This window comes from Streptomyces shenzhenensis (genome assembly GCF_021462265.1).
GTDB lineage: Bacteria > Actinomycetota > Actinomycetes > Streptomycetales > Streptomycetaceae > Streptomyces > Streptomyces shenzhenensis.
The window spans coordinates 25,835-43,700 of record NZ_JAJONF010000008.1 but is presented as its reverse complement, the minus strand read 5'-3'; the positions used below and the strand labels follow the sequence as shown (position 1 = coordinate 43,700).

Below are 17,866 nucleotides of genomic sequence, written 5' to 3'. Positions count from 1 at the left end.
AGTGTTATCACGCGATCTTCACGCGGCCCTGACAAAGGGAATTCCGCTCCATACGACGCCAAGGACTGATAAGGCACGCGCGTGCGGGACGCGCTGTCCTCGCGGGCATCGGATGCGGCCACAATGGGGGGATGACCGACAGTCCCGCCAGTCCGGCACCCCTCGCCGACCCGCACCTCGTGTACGACCCGCTCGTGGGCGACGGCCCGAAGGACGTGGTGATCCTCGGCTCCACCGGATCGATCGGCACCCAGGCCATCGACCTCGTCCTGCGCAACCCCGACCGCTTCCGGGTCACCGCCCTGTCCGCCCACGGCGGCCGGATCGCCCTCCTCGCCGAGCAGGCGCACCGGCTGCGGGTGCGCACCGTCGCCGTCGCCCGCGAGGACGTCGTACCGGCGCTGCGCGAGGCGCTCACGGCGCTGTACGGCCCCGGCGAACCGCTCCCCGAGATCCTCGCCGGACCCGACGCGGCCACGCACGTCGCCGCCTCCGGCTGCCACACCGTGCTCAACGGCATCACCGGCTCCATCGGCCTCGCGCCCACCCTCGCCGCCCTGGAGGCGGGCCGCACCCTCGCGCTCGCCAACAAGGAGTCGCTGATCGTCGGCGGCCCGCTGGTCAAGGCGCTGGCCAAGCCCGGCCAGATCATCCCGGTGGACTCGGAGCACGCGGCGCTCTTCCAGTCGCTGGCGGCGGGGACGCGGGCCGACGTCCGCAAGCTGGTCGTCACGGCCTCCGGGGGGCCCTTCCGGGGCCGCACCAAGACCGACCTGGCCCAGGTGACGGTCGAGGAAGCGCTCGCCCACCCCACCTGGGCGATGGGGCCGGTCATCACGATCAACTCCGCGACCCTGGTCAACAAGGGGCTGGAAGTCATCGAGGCGCACCTCCTCTACGACATTCCCTTCGACCGCATTGAGGTGGTCGTGCACCCGCAGTCGTATGTCCACTCGATGGTCGAGTTCACGGACGGATCCACGATCGCGCAGGCGACGCCCCCCGACATGCGGGGGCCGATCGCCATCGGTCTCGGCTGGCCCGAACGGGTCCCGGACGCGGCGCCCGCCTTCGACTGGAGCAAGGCGTCCACGTGGGAGTTCTTCCCGCTGGACAACGAGGCCTTCCCGTCCGTGAACCTGGCCCGGCACGTCGGTGAGCTCGCGGGCACCGCGCCGGCGGTGTTCAATGCGGCCAACGAGGAGTGCGTCGAGGCCTTCCGGGCCGGTCTGCTGCCCTTCAACGGCATCATGGAGACCGTGACCCGGGTGGTCGAGGAGCACGGCACCCCCCGTACGGGAACTTCGCTCACCGTGCCGGACGTACTTGAAGCGGAGACCTGGGCGCGGATCCGGGCCCGGGAACTGACAGCGCAGAAGGCGACCGCGGAGGCGCGTGCATGACAGCCCTGATGATGATCCTCGGCATAGTCGTCTTCGTGGTCGGCCTGCTGGTCTCGATCGCCTGGCACGAACTGGGGCATCTGTCCACCGCCAAGCTCTTCGGCATCCGGGTCCCGCAGTACATGGTCGGCTTCGGCCCGACCATCTGGTCGCGGCACAAGGGCGACACGGAGTACGGCATCAAGGCCGTCCCGCTGGGCGGCTACATCCGCATGATCGGCATGTTCCCGCCGGGTGCCGACGGCCGGATCAGCGCCCGCTCCACCTCGCCCTGGCGCAGCATGATCGAGGACGCCCGCTCGGCGGCCTTCGAGGAGCTCCAGCCCGGCGACGAGACCCGCCTCTTCTACACGCGCGCCCCCTGGAAGCGCGTGATCGTGATGTTCGCGGGCCCGTTCATGAACCTGGTCCTGGCCGTGGCGCTGTTCCTCACGGTCCTGATGGGCTTCGGCATCAGCCAGCAGACCACCACGGTCAGCTCGGTCTCCCAGTGCGTGATCGCGCAGAGCGAGAACCGCGACACCTGCAAGAAGACCGACGCCGCCGCCCCGGCCGCCGCCGCGGGCCTCAAGGCCGGCGACAAGATCCTCTCCTTCGACGGGGTGCGGACCACCAGCTGGAACCAGCTCTCCGACCTGATCCGGTCCACCCCCGGCAAGCAGGTCGCGATCGTCGTCGACCGCAAGGGGCAGGACGTCACCCTGCACGCGAAGATCGCCACCAACCAGGTCGCCAAGAAGGACTCCAGCGGCCAGATCGTCCAGGGCCAGTACGTCACCGCCGGCTTCCTCGGCTTCAGCGCCGCCACCGGCATCGTCCGCCAGGACTTCGGCGACTCGGTGACCTGGATGGGCGACCGCCTCGGCGAGGCCGTCGACTCCATCGCCGGTCTTCCCGGCAAGATCCCGGCCCTGTGGAACGCGGCCTTCGACGGAGCCCCCCGCCAGCCGGACTCCCCGATGGGCGTGGTCGGCGCGGCGCGGGTCGGCGGCGAGATCTTCACCCTGGACATCCCGCCCACCCAGCAGCTGGCCATGGCGCTGATGCTGGTGGCCGGCTTCAACCTCTCCCTGTTCCTCTTCAACATGCTCCCGCTGCTGCCGCTGGACGGCGGGCACATCGCGGGCGCCCTGTGGGAGTCGCTGCGCCGGAACCTGGCGAAGGTGCTGCGCCGCCCGGACCCCGGCCCGTTCGACGTGGCGAAGCTGATGCCGGTGGCCTACGTGGTGGCCGGGGTGTTCGTCTGCTTCACGGTCCTCGTCCTCATCGCCGACGTAGTCAATCCCGTGCGCATCGGCTGACCAGCCGATCATTTCTCATCGGGCTTGCTGCGGTACCGCGCCTTTCACTCGTGCAGCTCACGCGGGTGAAAGGCGCGGTTTTCTGTTGGGCGTGTGCGCGCACTCGGTATGTTTCCGCTGTTCACGGGTGACCTCGGCGCCCCGGCTGCCGACGGGACCACCTCCCCCGACGACTGTCCCCGGTCGGCGCGGTCAAGTACTACGTACGCACGTGGCCCGACGAGGGGCGCAGGCACCCGGCTCATCGCCCCGCTGCGGGCGTGGACGTCCGGCGGTCGGCCGAGAGGACGGGCAGACAGGGGGTCTGCCCTTCGGCGACCATGTTCTCGTTGGTCGCGTCGAAGCGCGCACCGGCGATGGCGCAGCCGAGACCGGTCAGCAGGAGCCCGGAGTACGACTCGTCGACGTGTCCCATGCTCCAGGTCTCCTGGGTGGCGTCGGCCGGGCGCTGGGCCCACACGGTGGTGGAGCCACCGGTGCTGTCTTTGAGATCCGTGTCGATCACGGGGTCGGGGTCGAAGCGGGCCCAGGCTCCTGCGCAGTGAAACGAGTAGCGCAAGGTCACCCTCCCGACCCGCGTTCCCTTGGCGAGCCTGTGGCCGCGCAGGGTGAGAGGGCCTCGGAGCCGCACGGGGGCGACGGCCAGGTCCTCCGCGTCCTTTCCACATCCGGCCAGCTGCGGATCGGTGCCGTCGGCCGGCGCCAGGGCCGTCTGCGGAGACGCACCAGTGTGGTGGAGGAACGAGATGGTCCATGACAGGCCCATGCCGACGGCGACCGCCGCGAGCACCAGTGCGATGGCGGCCACCCGCCGGGGTCGCCCCCGCGGCGGAGCTTGCGCGCCGAGCGTGGAATCCCCACCGCTCCGCGTCGAGTTGAGTTCGGCGAAGCGCATCGGAAGCCGGCTGCTCGGGGCAACCACCAGGCCTGGCTGACGATGGACCAGTTCCCTGCCCGGTGTATCGGTGCTCCGTTCGGTCTCTGCTTTCGCCAGTGCCCATCGCTCTTGCCAGTAGATCCAGTCCCCGCCGCATGCCCGCACGAACTCTCTGGTCACCGCTTCGGAAGGCAGCTTGCGGCCGGCCGCAGCCGCTGCCAGCGCGCTTTTGGCCACAGCGCAGCGGCGTGCCATCTTCCAGAAAGGCAGATCACCTGCGAGGGATCGTAATGCGCGCAATTCGCACGCGAATCTCTCCACCGGCCCGCTCTCGGGCGATAAGGGGCGCATCCCTCGGCCCATGCTCAACCCCCCTGCTACGAAGGATCTTTCGCCAACGCGGAACGCGCTTCAGTCTCTCGGTCCGCATCGAAACCGGGGGTGCAAGCGGCACCCCGACCCCGTCGTGGACAAACCCGCGAGAGCCATTGTCCACGGCACTTCCCGCTGGACAATCCCACCTCTACACCTGGCAGGGCACCCGCAGCGAGCGGGGCATTCCGCGGCGCGGCTCGGCCGCGGTGACGGGGTGCGACGAGCGGCCGGTGTGCGGCCGCTCGTCGCTCAAGTGATCCGGCGCGGCCCGAGCAAGCGAGCGCCTTCGCACGTCGCGGCAAGCCCGCAGGCGCTGCAGCACCCGCTCCACCAGCCAACCGACCTCATCCTCGGACACGGAGACATGCCATGGCCCGCAACCGCCACGCCGCTACCCTCACAGCGGCCAGTCTCGTACTCCTGACCACCGGCTTCGGCCTGTTCACCGGCGCAAGCCAGGCCTCGGCCGCCGCTGCGAGCTGCAACGGCAGCAGTTGTGTGGGCCACGACCCGCGCACCTACGGCTGCCCCGTGACGTCCACGACCACCGCCACGTACACCAGCGGCGCCGCGACCGTCACGCTGTACAACCGGTACTCCGGCACCTGCAACAGCAACTGGGCGGAAGCCGTCGAGAACACGGCAGCGCAGCAGGCCGGCTGGGGCGTCGACCTCTCGGTCCTCGCCATGACCAGCAACCAGTCGAACGCCTCGGCGCTGCAGAAATCCTGCTTCCCCGGTCCGAGCGACACCGGCAGCAGCTGGGAGGAGTGCAACGGGACCGAGTACTACGGCGCAACCGGATGGCCGGCGTGGACGGACATGGTCGACGGCCACTACTACACCTGGGCGCTGCTGAGCGTCTGGGACCGGTCGCACACCTTCCTCAGGCAGATCCAGGCCAACCAGTAGGACTCCGGCCGCCCCGCTCGCGTCAGATCCGCCGCCAGTCTCCCGGTGCGGCTTGATCACTCCGCTGCGGGGCGGCTCGCCGGTGAGCGGCCTCGGCTCCTCCATCTCCCGGTTCCCCCGCCGCGCGGCGGGTACCGGGCGCCGCGGCAAGCCAGTGCCGTACCAGGCAACGTTCGCCCTGTGTGACGCGCCGTCCGGCTGACGATCCGGGCGGCGCGTTGTGCGTCATGCCGGACGTGAAGCTCGCCAAGACCACGTTCACCAGACCGGACCAGGTCCGGGACGTGATCCACGACTTCGACGCCGGCGACTTCACCTCGCCGTCCGCTCGGGACTCGGCCCGGCCGCGCGGCTGACCGCCGAGGGCGGTCAGGGCACGGTTAACCCTGTGAAAATCCCCTGGCCGCACCGCGTTCGAAGCGACTCGGAACACCGTGTTCCGAGTCGCTTCCAATGAGTGGGTCTCCGGATGGGGCATGTGCTCGCTCCAGTGCCGGTGCCGTAATCTCGGAGCCTGGAACCCGCCGGAATCCGCCTCCGACGGGCGGACCTGGACCTAGATCCACGACTTGGGGTTGCACAGCAGATGACTGCGATTTCTCTCGGCATGCCGTCCGTTCCGACCAAGCTCGCCGAGCGCCGGAAGAGCCGGCAGATCCAGGTCGGCTCCGTGCCGGTCGGCGGGGACGCCCCGGTCTCGGTCCAGTCGATGACCACGACCCGTACGTCCGACGTCGGCGCGACCCTCCAGCAGATCGCCGAGCTCACGGCCTCCGGCTGCCAGATCGTCCGGGTCGCCTGTCCCACCCAGGACGACGCCGACGCGCTGGCGACCATCGCCAGGAAGTCCCAGATCCCGGTCATCGCGGACATCCACTTCCAGCCGAAGTACGTCTTCGCCGCGATCGAGGCCGGCTGCGCCGCCGTCCGCGTCAACCCCGGCAACATCAAGCAGTTCGACGACAAGGTCAAGGAGATCGCCGCGGCCGCCAAGGACCACGGCACCCCGATCCGCATCGGCGTCAACGCCGGTTCCCTGGACCGCCGGCTGCTGCAGAAGTACGGCAAGGCGACCCCCGAGGCCCTGGTCGAGTCGGCCCTGTGGGAGGCGTCCCTCTTCGAGGAGCACGACTTCCGCGACATCAAGATCTCGGTCAAGCACAACGACCCGGTCGTGATGATCGAGGCGTACCGGCAGCTGGCCGCCCAGTGCGACTACCCCCTCCACCTCGGTGTCACGGAGGCCGGCCCGGCCTTCCAGGGCACCATCAAGTCGGCCGTCGCCTTCGGCGCGCTTCTCTCCCAGGGCATCGGCGACACGATCCGGGTGTCCCTGAGCGCGCCCCCGGTCGAGGAGGTCAAGGTCGGCAACCAGATCCTGGAGTCCCTCAACCTCAAGCAGCGCGGCCTGGAGATCGTCTCCTGCCCGTCCTGCGGCCGTGCCCAGGTCGACGTCTACAAGCTCGCCGAAGAGGTCACCGCCGGCCTCACGGGCATGGAGGTGCCGCTGCGCGTCGCCGTCATGGGCTGCGTGGTGAACGGCCCCGGCGAGGCGCGCGAGGCCGACCTCGGCGTCGCCTCCGGCAACGGCAAGGGCCAGATCTTCGTCAAGGGCGAGGTCATCAAGACGGTCCCCGAGTCCAAGATCGTCGAGACCCTCATCGAAGAGGCCATGAAGCTGGCCGAGCAGATGGAGGCGGCGGGCACGGAGTCGGGAGAGCCGTCGGTGTCGGTGGCGGGCTGAGACGTCCGAGGGCGGCGGGATTTCCTCGCTCCCGCCGCCCCTGCCCGTCCCGTCCCGTCCTCAAGACGCGCAGCCCCTGAACCCCGCTCCTCAAACGCCGGAGCGGCTGATTGACAGCCCGTCCGGCGTTTGAGGACGAGGCCGGAGGCCGAAGCGGGGGTCTGGGGGCGGCAGCCCCCAGGACGGAACCCCAGCTCACGGTCACATCACGGCACACGGGGCGGCGCGGCCAGGCTTCCGCAGGTACAGTGCGGAGATCAGCAGAACCCATCAGCGTGAGGCCCCGCACGTGTTGACGCAGACCACCTCACGGGTGCTCGAACCGAGCGACCTGGACGCCGCGCTCGCCGTACTCGGCCGCGAGCCGGTCACGAACGCCTTCGTGACCTCACGTGTCCAGGTGGCCGGCCTCGACCCCTGGCGCCTCGGCGGCGAGATGTGGGGCTGGTACGAGGACGGCATGCTCACGTCCCTCTGCTACGCCGGCGCCAACCTGGTCCCGATCTGCGCCACCCCGCGCGCGATCCGCGCCTTCGCCGACCGGGCCCGCCGGGCCGGACGCCGCTGCTCCTCGATCGTCGGCCCCGCCGAGGCCACCGCCCAGCTCTGGCGCCTCCTGGAGCCGCACTGGGGCCCCGCCCGCGAGGTGCGCCGCAACCAGCCCCTGATGGTCACCGACCGGATGCCCGCCGACATCGTTCCGGATCCCTACGTCCGCCGCATCCGCAAGGACGAGATGGAGGCGATCATGCCGGCGTGCGTGGCGATGTTCACGGAGGAGGTGGGCGTCTCCCCGCTGGCCGGCGACGGCGGCCTCCTCTACCAGGCGAGGGTCGCCGAACTCGTCGGCTCCGGCCGCTCGTTCGCCCGGCTCGACGACAACGGCAAGGTCGTCTTCAAGGCGGAGATCGGCGCGGCGACGGCCGAGGCCTGCCAGATCCAGGGCGTGTGGGTCGCCCCCGAGTACCGGGGCATGGGCCTGGCGGCCCCCGGAATGGCGGCGGTGCTGCGCTACGCCCTGGCCGACGTGGCCCCGGTCGTCAGCCTCTACGTCAACGACTTCAACACGGCGGCACGCAGGACGTATCTGAGGGTGGGCTTCCAGGAGGTCGGAGCGTTCATGAGCGTCCTGTTCTGACGGTGCTCCTCTGACCGGCGCCGGGGGAGACGCGCCCCGAGGGACACGCGGGGCCGTACCGACACGCGGCCGCGTGAGCGCAACCGGCCACGACCCACCCGCACCCGGACGGCCACGCTCCGCCCCCTGTACCCTCCCCCCATGGACCTCGTGATCGGCCCCCTGGACCTCCCCACCCACGTGGACGAGGCCCTGGCAGTCCAAGCGATCGCCTTCGGCCTGGGCCCCGACGAGGTGGCGGTCCGCCGCCAGATCGTCCTGCGCCACATGCAGTACCCCGGGGCGAGGGCCCTCGGTGCCACGGCCGACGGCCGGCTCGTGGGGTTCGTCTACGGCATGCCGAACAGCCGCACCCACTGGTGGTCCACCGTCGTGGAGCCCTATCTCCGTGCGCAGGGCAACGCCGACTGGCTCGACGACTCCTTCGTCATCACCGAACTGCACGTGCACCCCCACCACCAGAACCGCGGCATCGGCCGCCGGCTGATCACACTCATCACCGACACCGCCACCGAGCCCCGCTCGATCCTCTCCGCGATCGACACCGACAGCCCGGCCCGCGGCCTCTACCACTCCCTCGGCTACGTCGACCTGGCCCGCAAGGTGTATTTCCCCAGCGCCCCCAAGCCGTACGCCGTGATGGGCGCGCCCCTGCCGCTGCGCCGCAAGTGACCCCGTCGCCGGTAACGGATTTCCACCGGCACAGCGAGCCCGGCTAACCTCCTAGCCATCAACCTTTTCCGGCAGGAGTACGAGAACCATGGCGAACGCACCGGTCCAACGCATGTCCCAGTTGATGGCGAAGACGCTGCGTGACGACCCGGCGGACGCCGAGGTCCTCAGCCACAAGCTCCTCGTCCGCGCCGGGTACGTCCGCCGTACGGCGGCCGGGATCTGGTCCTGGCTGCCGCTGGGCCTGAAGGTGCTGTCCAACATCGAGCGGGTCGTCCGCGAGGAGATGGACGCGGTCGGCGCCCAGGAGGTGCTGCTCCCGGCCCTCCTGCCCCGGGAGCCGTACGAGGCGACCGGCCGCTGGGAGGAGTACGGCGCCGAGCTGTTCCGTCTCCAGGACCGCAAGGGCGGCGACTACCTGCTCGGCCCGACCCACGAGGAGATCTTCACCCTGCTGGTGAAGGACCAGGCGTCCTCCTACAAGGACCTGCCGGTCATCCTCTACCAGATCCAGAACAAGTACCGGGACGAGGCCCGTCCGCGCGCCGGCATCCTGCGCGGCCGTGAGTTCCTGATGAAGGACTCCTACTCCTTCGACCTGGACGAGGAGGGGCTGGCGAAGTCGTACGCCCTGCACCGCGCGGCCTACCAGCGGATCTTCGAGCGCCTCGGTCTCGACTACCGCATCGTCGCCGCCACCGCCGGCGCCATGGGCGGCTCGAAGTCGGAGGAGTTCCTGGCCCCGGCCGAGGCCGGCGAGGACACCTTCGCCGACTGCCCGAACTGCGACTTCGCGGCCAACACCGAGGCGGTCGCGTACGAGCTGAAGCCGGTGGACGCGTCCGGCGTGCCCGCCCTCGAGGAGATCCCGACCCCGGACACGCCGACCATCGAGACCCTCGCCGCGTATCTCGGCGTCCAGGCCTCCGACACGCTGAAGAACCTGCTGGTGAAGGTCGACGGCGAGATCGTGGCCATCGGCGTGCCGGGTGACCGCGAGGTCGACATGGGCAAGGTCGAGGAGCACTTCGCCCCGGCCGGTGTCGAGCTGGTCACCGAGGCGGACTTCGCGGGCCGTCCCGACCTGGTCCGCGGCTACGTCGGCCCGCAGGGTCTCGGCGAGAAGGTGAAGTACGTCGCCGACCCGCGCGTGGCGCCCGGCACCGCCTGGATCACCGGCGCCAACAAGGCGGGCACGCACGCCAAAAACGTGGTGTCCGGCCGCGACTTCGAGGTGGACGAGTTCGTCGACGTCGTCGTCGTGCAGGACGGCGACCCCTGCCCGAAGTGCGGCACCGGCCTGAAGCTGGACCGCGCCATCGAGATCGGCCACATCTTCCAGCTGGGCCAGAAGTACACCAACGCCCTCAAGCTGGACGTCCTCGGCCAGAACGGCAAGCCGGTCCGCGTGACGATGGGCTCCTACGGCATCGGCGTCTCCCGTGCCGTCGCCGCCCTCGCCGAGCAGACCGCCGACGAGCACGGCCTGGTCTGGTCGCGTGAGGTCGCCCCGGCCGATGTGCACGTCGTCGCGGCCGGCAAGGCCCTGCAGATCGAACTCGCCCTGGACGTCTCGGAGAAGCTGCGGGAGGCCGGGCTGCGCGTCCTGGTCGACGACCGGGCCGGGGTCACCCCGGGCGTGAAGTTCACGGACGCCGAGCTCATCGGCGTACCGCAGATCCTGGTCGCGGGCCGCCGCTCCGCCGAGGGCGTCCTGGAGCTCAAGGACCGCAAGACGGGCGAGCGCGAGGAGCTCACGGTGGACGAGGCGATCGCCCGCCTGGCCGCGAACTGACCCGCCTCCCGCCGCGGCGGCCACCGGTGACCCACCGGTGGCCGCCGCGGCATTTCAGGAACGTCTCAGACAGTTCTTCCGCTTCGTATGGGGTCCTCACAGACTTCTCTCAGGCCGGTACCCGAACGTAGTGCGTGACACAGAGTCACGCAGGAGGGGATCGGTCATGACCGAGAGAGTGCAAGGCAGGGAGCCGGGGGACCGCCGGGAGCGGGGCGCGGCCGCGGCGGTCCGCCGGGGGACGCGGCGCACGGCGGCGCTGGCGGCGGCGGTCACGCTCGCCGCGGCGGCCGGGGTGTTCGCCCTGGTCGGCACGTTGCAGTCGGACGCCGAGACGGCGGCGAGCAGCGGCAGCGGTACGACGTCGAGCTCCAGCGGCTCCGGCAACAGCTCCGGCTCCGCGTCGGACACGGGCAGTTCGACGTCCTCCAAGTCGACGGACTCGTCGAGCTCGTCAGGTTCGTCCAGCTCGGACCTCCAGTCCTCGTCCGGCGGGCTCACCTCCGGAAGCGGATCCGCCGACGCCGCCTCGGGGGCGTCATGACCCCCGCCGCCGACCCGCGGCCGACGGCCGCCGCCGACTGGCGTGCCCTCGGAACCACCGTCCGCCTGGTCGTCACCGACCCGGCCCTGCTGGACTCCTGCAACCTGCTCCTCGCCCGGCAGCTCGCCGAGGTGGACGCGGCCTGCAGCCGGTTCCGCGCCGACTCCGAACTGGCCGCCCTCGACACCACCCACGGCCGCCCGGTCCGGGTCAGCCCGCTGCTCGCGGAGGCCCTCGCCGTCGCCCTGCGCGCGGCCGAGGCCACGGACGGAGCGGTGGACCCGACCGTCGGCTCGGCGATGGCCGCGATCGGCTACGACCGCGACTTCACCCTCGTGAGCGAGGACGACCGCCCGGTCTCCCTGCGGGTGCGCCGCGCCCCGGGCTGGCGCAAGGTCACCCTGGACCCGGCCACCGGCACGGTCGTCGTCCCCGAGGGCGTCCGCCTGGACCTGGGTGCCACGGCCAAGGCCTGGGCCGCCGACCGGGCCGCGCGAACACTGGCCGACACGGCCGGCTGCGGGGTGCTGGTGAGCCTCGGCGGCGACACCGCGGTCGCCGGTGAACCCCCGGCGGACGGCTGGCAGATCCGGGTCCAGGACGTCACCGGACCGGTGGACGAGACACCCGTTCAGGGGCCGTACGACGCCCTCGGCCTGCGCTCCGGCGGCCTCGCGACCTCCGGCACCAGCGCCCGCCGCTGGCAGCGCGGCGGCCACGACCTCCACCACATCGTCGACCCGCGCACCGGACTGCCGGTCCGCTCCCCGTGGCGCACCGTCTCGGTGGCCGCGGCCAGCTGCGCCGACGCCAACGCGGCCACCACCGCGGCCCTGGTCAAGGGCGCGGGCGCCGAACGCTGGCTGACCCGCCTCGGCCTGCCGGCCCGCCTGGTGGCGCACCACGGCACCGTCGTCACCACGCCGGGCTGGCCCGGCCACCGCGCGGCGCTCAAGGCGGCGGCGTGACCTCCGAGACCCTCTGGTACGCCAACCGCGCCACCGGCGCCGTCTGCCTGGTCCTCTTCACGGTGGTCGTCCTCCTGGGCATCGCCGTCCGCCTGCGCACCCGCCTGCCCGGCCTGCCGCGCTTCGGCACCATGAGCCTGCACCGCACGCTCTCCCTCTCCGCCACCGCCTTCCTGGCCCTGCACGTCGCCGTGGCCGTCGCCGACGGCTACGTGAACATCACGGCGCTGGACGCCCTGGTCCCCTTCGTCTCCGACTACCAGCCGTTCTGGCTCGGCCTCGGCACGGTCGCCCTCGACCTGATGCTCGCGGTCCTGGTCACCAGCCTGCTGCGGGACCGCCTCGGCCACCGCGCCTGGCGGACCGTGCACTGGCTGGCGTACGGCGCCTGGCCCGTCGCCCTGGTCCACGGCATCGGCATCGGCACGGACGCCGGCACCGACTGGATGACCTGGCTCACCGTCACCTGCGTGGCGACGGTGCTCACCGCCTTCGCCCTGCGCGCCGCCCAGGCCGTCCGCGCCGCCCGCCAGACCCCCGCCGCACTCCTGCACACCGAAGGCGCCCACCGATGACCACGCTCTTCACCGACGTCCACATGCCTCCGCGCCTGCTGGCCCCCGGCGGCACCCCGGCCGACCTCGCCACACACGAACAGCGCTACGGCCCGCTCGCGTACGGCAATCCATCCGCTCTCCTGCGCGCCCTGGCCGCATCCGGGCTCACCGGACGCGGCGGGGCGGGCTTCCCGGCGTACCGGAAGTTCACCGCGGTCACCGACGCGGCCCGCCGCACCGGGCGCGCGCCGATCGTCGTCGCGAACGGCGCGGAGAGCGAGCCGGCCAGCCACAAGGACAAGACCCTGCTCCGGCTCTCGCCCCATCTGGTCCTGGACGGGCTGCAGGCGGCGGCCGAGGCGGTCGGCGCGGCGGAGGCGTACCTCGCCGTCGAGGACGGCGGCTCCTACCTGGAGACGGCGGCGGCCCAGCGCCACGACCCGGTGCGCGTGCGGGTCGTCCGCCTGCCCGCCCGCTTCCTCGCCGGGCAGGCCTCGGCCCTCGTCCAGTACCTCTCCGGCGGCCCCGCCCGCCCCACCCACCCGGACCCGCCGGTCCGTGAACGCGGGGTGCGCCGCGCCCCCACCCTGGTCCAGAACGTCGAGACGCTGGCCCATCTGGCGCTGATCGCCCGCTACGGCGCCGACTGGTTCCGCTCGGCCGGCACCCCCGCCGAGCCCGGCAGCACCCTGTGCACCCTGCACCTGCCGGGCCGTGAAGTCCGGGTCGTGGAAGCCCCGTTCGGCATGCCCGTCGGCCGGCTTCTCCCGCTGGAGGGGGCGTCCGCGGTCCTGGTCGGCGGCTACCACGGCACCTGGATCCCGGCCGCCGAGGCCGCCCAGGTCCCGCTCTCGGCCGCCTACTCGGGCGCGGGCGTCCTGGCCGCTCTCCCCACCAGCCGCTGCGGCCCGGCCGAAACCGCCCGCCTCCTGCGGTACCTGGCCCTGGAGTCGGCCGGCCAGTGCGGCCCCTGCCTCAACGGCCTGCCACGCATGGCCGCCGCCTTCCAGACCCTGGCCGCCCCCGGCCCCCAGGGCACCGCCCGCACGGACCTCTCCCGCTGGGCTGGCCTGGTTGAGGGCCGCGGTGCCTGCCACCACCCGGACGGCACGGTCCGCCTGGTCCGCAGCGCCCTCACCACCTTCGCGACCGAACTGGACGCCCACGCCCACGGCCACTGCACCGCGACCGACCACTCACCTCTGCTGCCCGTCCCTGCCGAACGGATCTGACATGGACCAGCACATCACCGTCGACTGGACCTCCTGCCAGGGCCACGGCCTGTGCGCGGAGCTCCTCCCCGAGCACATCACCCTCGACGAATGGGGCTACCCGCTGGTGAATGACCGCCCGATCCCACCACGCACGAGCAAACGAGCCCGCAGAGCGACCGCTGACTGTCCCGCCCTGGCCTTGAGACTGAGGGAGGGCTGAACGCCCCGAAAGGGACGCGGGCCTGTGTCAAATCTGCGGCTCCGCCCCGCGGGCGCGATCAGTGAAGCGCCCCGAAAGGGGCACGGGGCTGTGTCAAATCTGCGGCTCCGCCCCGCGGGCGCGATCAGTGAAGCGCCCCGAAAGGGATGCGGGCCTGTGTCAAATCTGCGGCTCCGCCGCATGGCCGCGACCAGTGAAGCGCCCCGAAAGGGGCGCGGGGAACTGCGCGATCAGCCCCACCGGGCCCGCACCCGAAAACGTCAAACCCACCCGGCGAATTCAAGCAACAGCTCCGCATCCCTCGGCCGCCCCACCCTGAGCGCACGGACCCCCGACTCCACCGCCCGGAACAACGTCCACCCCCGCAAGCGCTCCTGATCCACCTCCAGCGACTCCGCGAGCCGCCTGATCCGCCGCCGGGTGATCGACGCCCCGGACGACGAGGCGATCAGATCCTCCACCCGGTCCCGCACCAACCGTGCCAGGTCGAACGCGCACTCCCCGACCACCGGATCCGGCCCCACCGCCAGCCACGGCATCCGCTCCCCGGCCAGCACCTTGCTCTGCCGGAACGTGCCGTGCAGCAGCCGCCGCTCGGGCGGCGCGGCCAGCAACTCCCCACGGGCCGCGACCGCCGCCGCCACCAACGGCGCCACCTGGGCGTCACCGGCCGACATGGCCATCGCCGCGGCCTGCCGCCCGGTGCGCTCGGCCACGGTCTCGAACGCGTGCCCCGACGGCGGCTCCACCCAGAGCCGCCGCAGCGTCCCCGCCGCCTCCAGCAGCGCCTTCGACTCGGGCAGCGACCGCACCGACACCTCCGGATGCAGCCGCTCCAGCAGCAGCACCCCCGCGGCCCCGTCGGCCTCCAGCAGCCGCACCGCACCGAGCCCGCCCCAGTGCGCCAGCGCCGCCGCCTCGCTCTCCGGCCGGGCCCGCCGCGGCGCCAGCTTCAGCACGGCAGGCGTGCCGTCCGCCCGCCGCACCAGCAGCACCACACTGCTGCGCCCGCCCGGCACCTGTACCCGTTCCACGGCCAACTCGCGTAGCGTGACGGCCTGTTCCACCGCCTCCGGCAGCTTCTCCAGCCACTCGTCACCGTCCGGCGCCGTCTCACCGAGCGCCCTCACCAGGCGCCGCGGCGGTTCGAAAGCCATACGCGAGTCGTTCCTTTCCAGCTCTAGGGAGTCGCCGAAGCCGAGGGCGAGGCCGACCCACCGGCCGCCGCCCCGGAGCCCGCCCGCTCGGCGAGCCCAGGGAAGGCTACGCTCTCCCCGCTCCAGCGCACCGCCCGCACCGCGGCCTCCCGCAGCGCCCCGGCCGCCGAGCCGCGCCGCTCGCCGGAGGATGCCCGGACCAGGTCGGAGTACACGTCGGCCACCCGTTCCTCCAACTCGGCGGCGAGCCGTACGGCCGTCGCCGAATCCGTGACGGCGAACGGCAGCGCGTACGCCGCGCTCGCGGCGACGGGCGCACCGCCCAGGTCCCGTACCTCGCGGACCAGCGCGTCCCGGCGAGCCCGGTGCGCGTCGTACGCCTGGCGCGCCTCCGCCCGCCGCTGCCCGCCGATCCGGCCGCCGACGACGCCGTAGCCGTAGACCGCCGCGTGTTCGGCCGCCAGCGCCGCCTGGAGCGCCCGGAGCATTCCCGCCTTCGCCTCGTCGCTCACTGGTCCCCCTTCGTCAGCAGGTACGCGTGCCCGGCCCCGGCCGCCGCAACCGCGGCCAGCAGCCGCGCCAGCTCGCCCGGCGCGTCCAGCAGCGCCGTGGCCCGCTGGTCGGCAAGGCTCCGCTCGGCGGTGGCCAGCGCGGCGAGCGCGGACCGCTCGTCGGCGGGCACGGCCGGCGAGGGCGACGCGGACGCCGTGGCCGACGGCGACGCGGTCGCCGTGGGCGAGGCCGCGCCCTCCTCGAACGCCACCGCGTGCGCCGCGACCTCCGCCCGCAGCGGCCGCAACCGCTCCGCGAGCGCAGGATGGGCGGTGAGGACGGCGTCGTACTGCCCCAACAGCCCCCGGCTGTCGCGTGCCGCACGCGCGCGTGCCCGCGCGGACACCGATGTACTCCCACCGCTCCCGGCAGAGTCCGAACCAGTGGAGCAGCCCACCAGCACGGCAGCCGAGGCCACCGAGACGATCAGACTCCTTCTGCGCAACAGCGAGGGGAACGACACGGCAGACGTCCTCAGGGGGCTCGTACGAACACACGGGCGGGCACGCACCCGACCGTGATCACGTTACCCGCGCATCCCCCCAACCGACGTCACCGCCTCGACGCCCTTGGCGACACCCACCTCAAGGGGCGCGGGGCTGTGCCGATCTGCGGCTCCGCCGCGTGGGCGCGACCAGCCACAAACCACCCGCACCCGCCCGGACGCCACCGCTCCCACCCCCGTAGGCGACCGGCCCCCCGCCGGAGGCACCCGCACGCAACACCCCCCGCGACCCGATACCCTTTGACCAGACACGCGACCCATCCCACAACAGCACACGCGGCCGAGGAGTCACCCGGATGAGCACCACCCAGAGCGAGAGGCTGCGAGAGCTACTGGAACCGCTCGTCGTCTCCCAGGGACTGGATCTCGAAGAGATCGCCGTGGACTCCGTCGGACGCAAGCGCGTGCTGCGCGTCGTCGTCGACTCCGACACCGGGGCGGATCTGGACCAGATCGCCGATGTGAGCCGTGAGCTCTCGGCGAAGCTCGACGAGACGGACGCGATGGGCGAGGGGGAGTACACCCTGGAGGTCGGCACCCCCGGCGCGGAGCGCAGGCTCACCGAGCACCGGCACTACCTGCGCGCCGTGGACCGCCTGGTGCGGTTCCAGCTGGCCGAGGGCGGGGAACTGGTCGCCAGAATCCTGGACGTCGACGACACGGGCCTCGACCTGGAGGTGCCCGGCGTCAAGGGCCGCAAGGCCACCGGCCGCAGGCTCGGGTTCGCCGAGATCGACAAGGCGCGTGTGCAGGTCGAGTTCAACCGCAAGGACAAGAAGGACATGACGGAAGAGGAGGAGGCGTAGCCGTGGACATCGACATGAGCGCCCTGCGGGGCTTGGTTCGGGAGAAGGAGATCTCCTTCGACCTGCTGGTCGAGGCGATCGAGTCGGCCCTCCTCATCGCCTACCACCGCACCGAGGGAAGCCGCCGCCACGCGCGCGTGGTGCTCGACCGGAACACCGGGCACGTGACCGTGTGGGCGAAGGAGGACCCCGAGGACCTGGAGGAGGGGCAGGAGGCGCGTGAGTTCGACGACACCCCCTCGGATTTCGGGCGGATCGCCGCCACCACCGCCAAGCAGGTGATCCTGCAGCGGCTGCGCGACGCCGAGGACGACGCCACGCTCGGGGAGTACGCCGGCCGCGAGGGCGACATCGTCACCGGAGTGGTCCAGCAGGGCCGCGACCCGAAGAACGTGCTCGTCGACATCGGCAAGCTGGAGGCCATCCTGCCGGTGCAGGAGCAGGTCCCCGGTGAGACCTACCCGCACGGGATGCGGCTGCGGTCGTACGTCGTACGGGTGGCGAAGGGCGTCCGCGGCCCCTCCGTCACGCTCTCCCGCACCCACCCGAACCTGGTCAAGAAGCTCTTCGCGCTGGAGGTGCCGGAGATCGCCGACGGATCCGTCGAGATCGCCGCCATCGCCCGCGAGGCCGGTCACCGTACGAAGATCGCGGTCCGTTCCACCCGTTCGGGTCTGAACGCCAAGGGCGCCTGTATCGGCCCGATGGGCGGCCGGGTCCGCAACGTGATGGGCGAGCTGAACGGTGAGAAGATCGACATCGTCGACTGGTCGGACGACCCGGCCGAAATGGTGGCGAACGCGCTGTCCCCGGCCCGCGTCTCCAAGGTGGAGGTCGTGGACCTGGCGGCCCGGTCCGCGCGGGTGACCGTGCCGGACTACCAGCTGTCGCTGGCGATCGGCAAAGAGGGACAGAACGCCCGGCTGGCCGCCCGCCTCACCGGCTGGCGCATCGACATCCGCCCGGACACCGAACAGGCGTCCGAGTAGATCACCGGGTGAGTGACCCTCCCCTCGTCCGGGATTCACTCGGACGGAGGGAATAGTTCCAAGCCGCAGGCCGCTTGGATTACGACAACAGCCGTTCGATCTTTACCCCGAAGGGGTGAGGTCGGTACGGGGAGGTA

At 71.9% G+C, this 17,866-nt stretch carries 19 protein-coding genes; 15 read left to right on the top strand and 4 right to left on the bottom strand.

Annotated elements, in window-relative coordinates:
• Nucleotides 1–131: 131 nt before the first annotated feature.
• Together dxr and LQ326_RS13475 are read left to right on the top strand one after the other, a co-directional pair.
• Complete coding sequence (gene dxr / locus LQ326_RS13480) at nucleotides 132–1,403, top strand: 1-deoxy-D-xylulose-5-phosphate reductoisomerase (protein ID WP_234536028.1); 1,272 nt, start codon at nucleotides 132–134, stop codon at nucleotides 1,401–1,403.
• 8 nt (nucleotides 1,404–1,411) lie between these two features.
• Complete coding sequence (locus LQ326_RS13475) at nucleotides 1,412–2,704, top strand: M50 family metallopeptidase (protein ID WP_234536398.1); 1,293 nt, start codon at nucleotides 1,412–1,414, stop codon at nucleotides 2,702–2,704.
• Between the two features lie 241 nt (nucleotides 2,705–2,945).
• Here LQ326_RS13475 and LQ326_RS13470 read toward each other — a convergent pair whose 3' ends face one another.
• The gene (locus LQ326_RS13470; RefSeq protein ID WP_234536027.1) at nucleotides 2,946–3,512 is read right to left on the bottom strand and encodes a DUF2690 domain-containing protein; all 567 of its coding nucleotides are present in this window, start codon (nucleotides 3,510–3,512) and stop codon (nucleotides 2,946–2,948) included.
• 813 nt (nucleotides 3,513–4,325) lie between these two features.
• Between LQ326_RS13470 and LQ326_RS13465 the strand changes: the two genes are divergently transcribed.
• From LQ326_RS13465 to LQ326_RS13420, 11 genes are all read left to right on the top strand, one after another.
• Nucleotides 4,326–4,868 (top strand): DUF2690 domain-containing protein, encoded by a 543-nt coding sequence (locus LQ326_RS13465; protein ID WP_234536026.1) that lies wholly within the window; start codon nucleotides 4,326–4,328, stop codon nucleotides 4,866–4,868.
• Nucleotides 4,869–5,095: 227 nt separating this feature from the next.
• The gene (locus LQ326_RS47845) at nucleotides 5,096–5,224 is read left to right on the top strand and encodes a hypothetical protein (RefSeq protein WP_268207013.1); all 129 of its coding nucleotides are present in this window, start codon (nucleotides 5,096–5,098) and stop codon (nucleotides 5,222–5,224) included.
• A gap of 230 nt (nucleotides 5,225–5,454) precedes the next feature.
• Nucleotides 5,455–6,612: a flavodoxin-dependent (E)-4-hydroxy-3-methylbut-2-enyl-diphosphate synthase gene (gene ispG, locus LQ326_RS13460; RefSeq protein ID WP_234536025.1), complete on the top strand. Its 1,158-nt coding sequence runs from the start codon at nucleotides 5,455–5,457 to the stop codon at nucleotides 6,610–6,612.
• A 289-nt stretch (nucleotides 6,613–6,901) separates the two neighbouring features.
• Entirely contained in the window at nucleotides 6,902–7,750 is an 849-nt protein-coding gene (locus LQ326_RS13455) for a GNAT family N-acetyltransferase (RefSeq protein ID WP_234536024.1), read from the top strand.
• A gap of 141 nt (nucleotides 7,751–7,891) precedes the next feature.
• Nucleotides 7,892–8,422: a GNAT family N-acetyltransferase gene (locus tag LQ326_RS13450; protein WP_234536023.1), complete on the top strand. Its 531-nt coding sequence runs from the start codon at nucleotides 7,892–7,894 to the stop codon at nucleotides 8,420–8,422.
• A gap of 88 nt (nucleotides 8,423–8,510) precedes the next feature.
• Nucleotides 8,511–10,217 (top strand): proline--tRNA ligase, encoded by a 1,707-nt coding sequence (locus LQ326_RS13445; RefSeq protein WP_234536022.1) that lies wholly within the window; start codon nucleotides 8,511–8,513, stop codon nucleotides 10,215–10,217.
• 166 nt (nucleotides 10,218–10,383) lie between these two features.
• On the top strand, nucleotides 10,384–10,761 hold the full coding sequence (locus LQ326_RS13440; RefSeq protein ID WP_234536021.1) for a hypothetical protein: 378 nt from the start codon (nucleotides 10,384–10,386) through the stop codon (nucleotides 10,759–10,761).
• Nucleotides 10,758–11,729 carry an FAD:protein FMN transferase gene (locus LQ326_RS13435; RefSeq protein ID WP_234536020.1) on the top strand — a complete coding sequence of 324 codons (972 nt, stop codon included), beginning with the start codon at nucleotides 10,758–10,760 and terminating at the stop codon, nucleotides 11,727–11,729. The genes LQ326_RS13440 and LQ326_RS13435 overlap by 4 nt, the downstream gene beginning before the upstream one ends.
• Nucleotides 11,726–12,304 (top strand): ferric reductase-like transmembrane domain-containing protein, encoded by a 579-nt coding sequence (locus tag LQ326_RS13430; protein ID WP_234536019.1) that lies wholly within the window; start codon nucleotides 11,726–11,728, stop codon nucleotides 12,302–12,304. The genes LQ326_RS13435 and LQ326_RS13430 overlap by 4 nt, the downstream gene beginning before the upstream one ends.
• Nucleotides 12,301–13,518: an NADH-ubiquinone oxidoreductase-F iron-sulfur binding region domain-containing protein gene (locus LQ326_RS13425; protein ID WP_234536018.1), complete on the top strand. Its 1,218-nt coding sequence runs from the start codon at nucleotides 12,301–12,303 to the stop codon at nucleotides 13,516–13,518. The genes LQ326_RS13430 and LQ326_RS13425 overlap by 4 nt, the downstream gene beginning before the upstream one ends.
• 1 nt (nucleotide 13,519) lies before the next feature.
• Nucleotides 13,520–13,720: a ferredoxin gene (locus LQ326_RS13420; protein WP_234536017.1), complete on the top strand. Its 201-nt coding sequence runs from the start codon at nucleotides 13,520–13,522 to the stop codon at nucleotides 13,718–13,720.
• A 260-nt stretch (nucleotides 13,721–13,980) separates the two neighbouring features.
• On the opposite strand, the gene LQ326_RS13415 is transcribed toward LQ326_RS13420, so the two are convergent.
• Genes LQ326_RS13415 through LQ326_RS13405 form a run of 3 tightly spaced genes read right to left on the bottom strand, consistent with a single transcriptional unit; the run spans nucleotide 13,981 to nucleotide 15,775 of the window.
• Nucleotides 13,981–14,877 carry an aminoglycoside phosphotransferase family protein gene (locus LQ326_RS13415; protein ID WP_234536015.1) on the bottom strand — a complete coding sequence of 299 codons (897 nt, stop codon included), beginning with the start codon at nucleotides 14,875–14,877 and terminating at the stop codon, nucleotides 13,981–13,983.
• 23 nt (nucleotides 14,878–14,900) lie between these two features.
• A complete protein-coding gene (locus LQ326_RS13410) occupies nucleotides 14,901–15,365 on the bottom strand; it encodes a ferritin-like domain-containing protein (protein WP_234536396.1) in 465 nt (154 codons plus the stop codon).
• A 20-nt stretch (nucleotides 15,366–15,385) separates the two neighbouring features.
• A complete protein-coding gene (locus LQ326_RS13405; protein WP_308401915.1) occupies nucleotides 15,386–15,775 on the bottom strand; it encodes a hypothetical protein in 390 nt (129 codons plus the stop codon).
• A gap of 455 nt (nucleotides 15,776–16,230) precedes the next feature.
• On the opposite strand from LQ326_RS13405, the gene rimP reads away from it, so the two are divergent.
• Both rimP and nusA read left to right on the top strand, forming a co-directional pair.
• Complete coding sequence (rimP, locus tag LQ326_RS13400; RefSeq protein WP_234536013.1) at nucleotides 16,231–16,740, top strand: ribosome maturation factor RimP; 510 nt, start codon at nucleotides 16,231–16,233, stop codon at nucleotides 16,738–16,740.
• 2 nt (nucleotides 16,741–16,742) lie between these two features.
• On the top strand, nucleotides 16,743–17,729 hold the full coding sequence (gene nusA, locus LQ326_RS13395; RefSeq protein WP_234536010.1) for a transcription termination factor NusA: 987 nt from the start codon (nucleotides 16,743–16,745) through the stop codon (nucleotides 17,727–17,729).
• The last annotated feature ends 137 nt before the right edge of the window (nucleotides 17,730–17,866 follow it).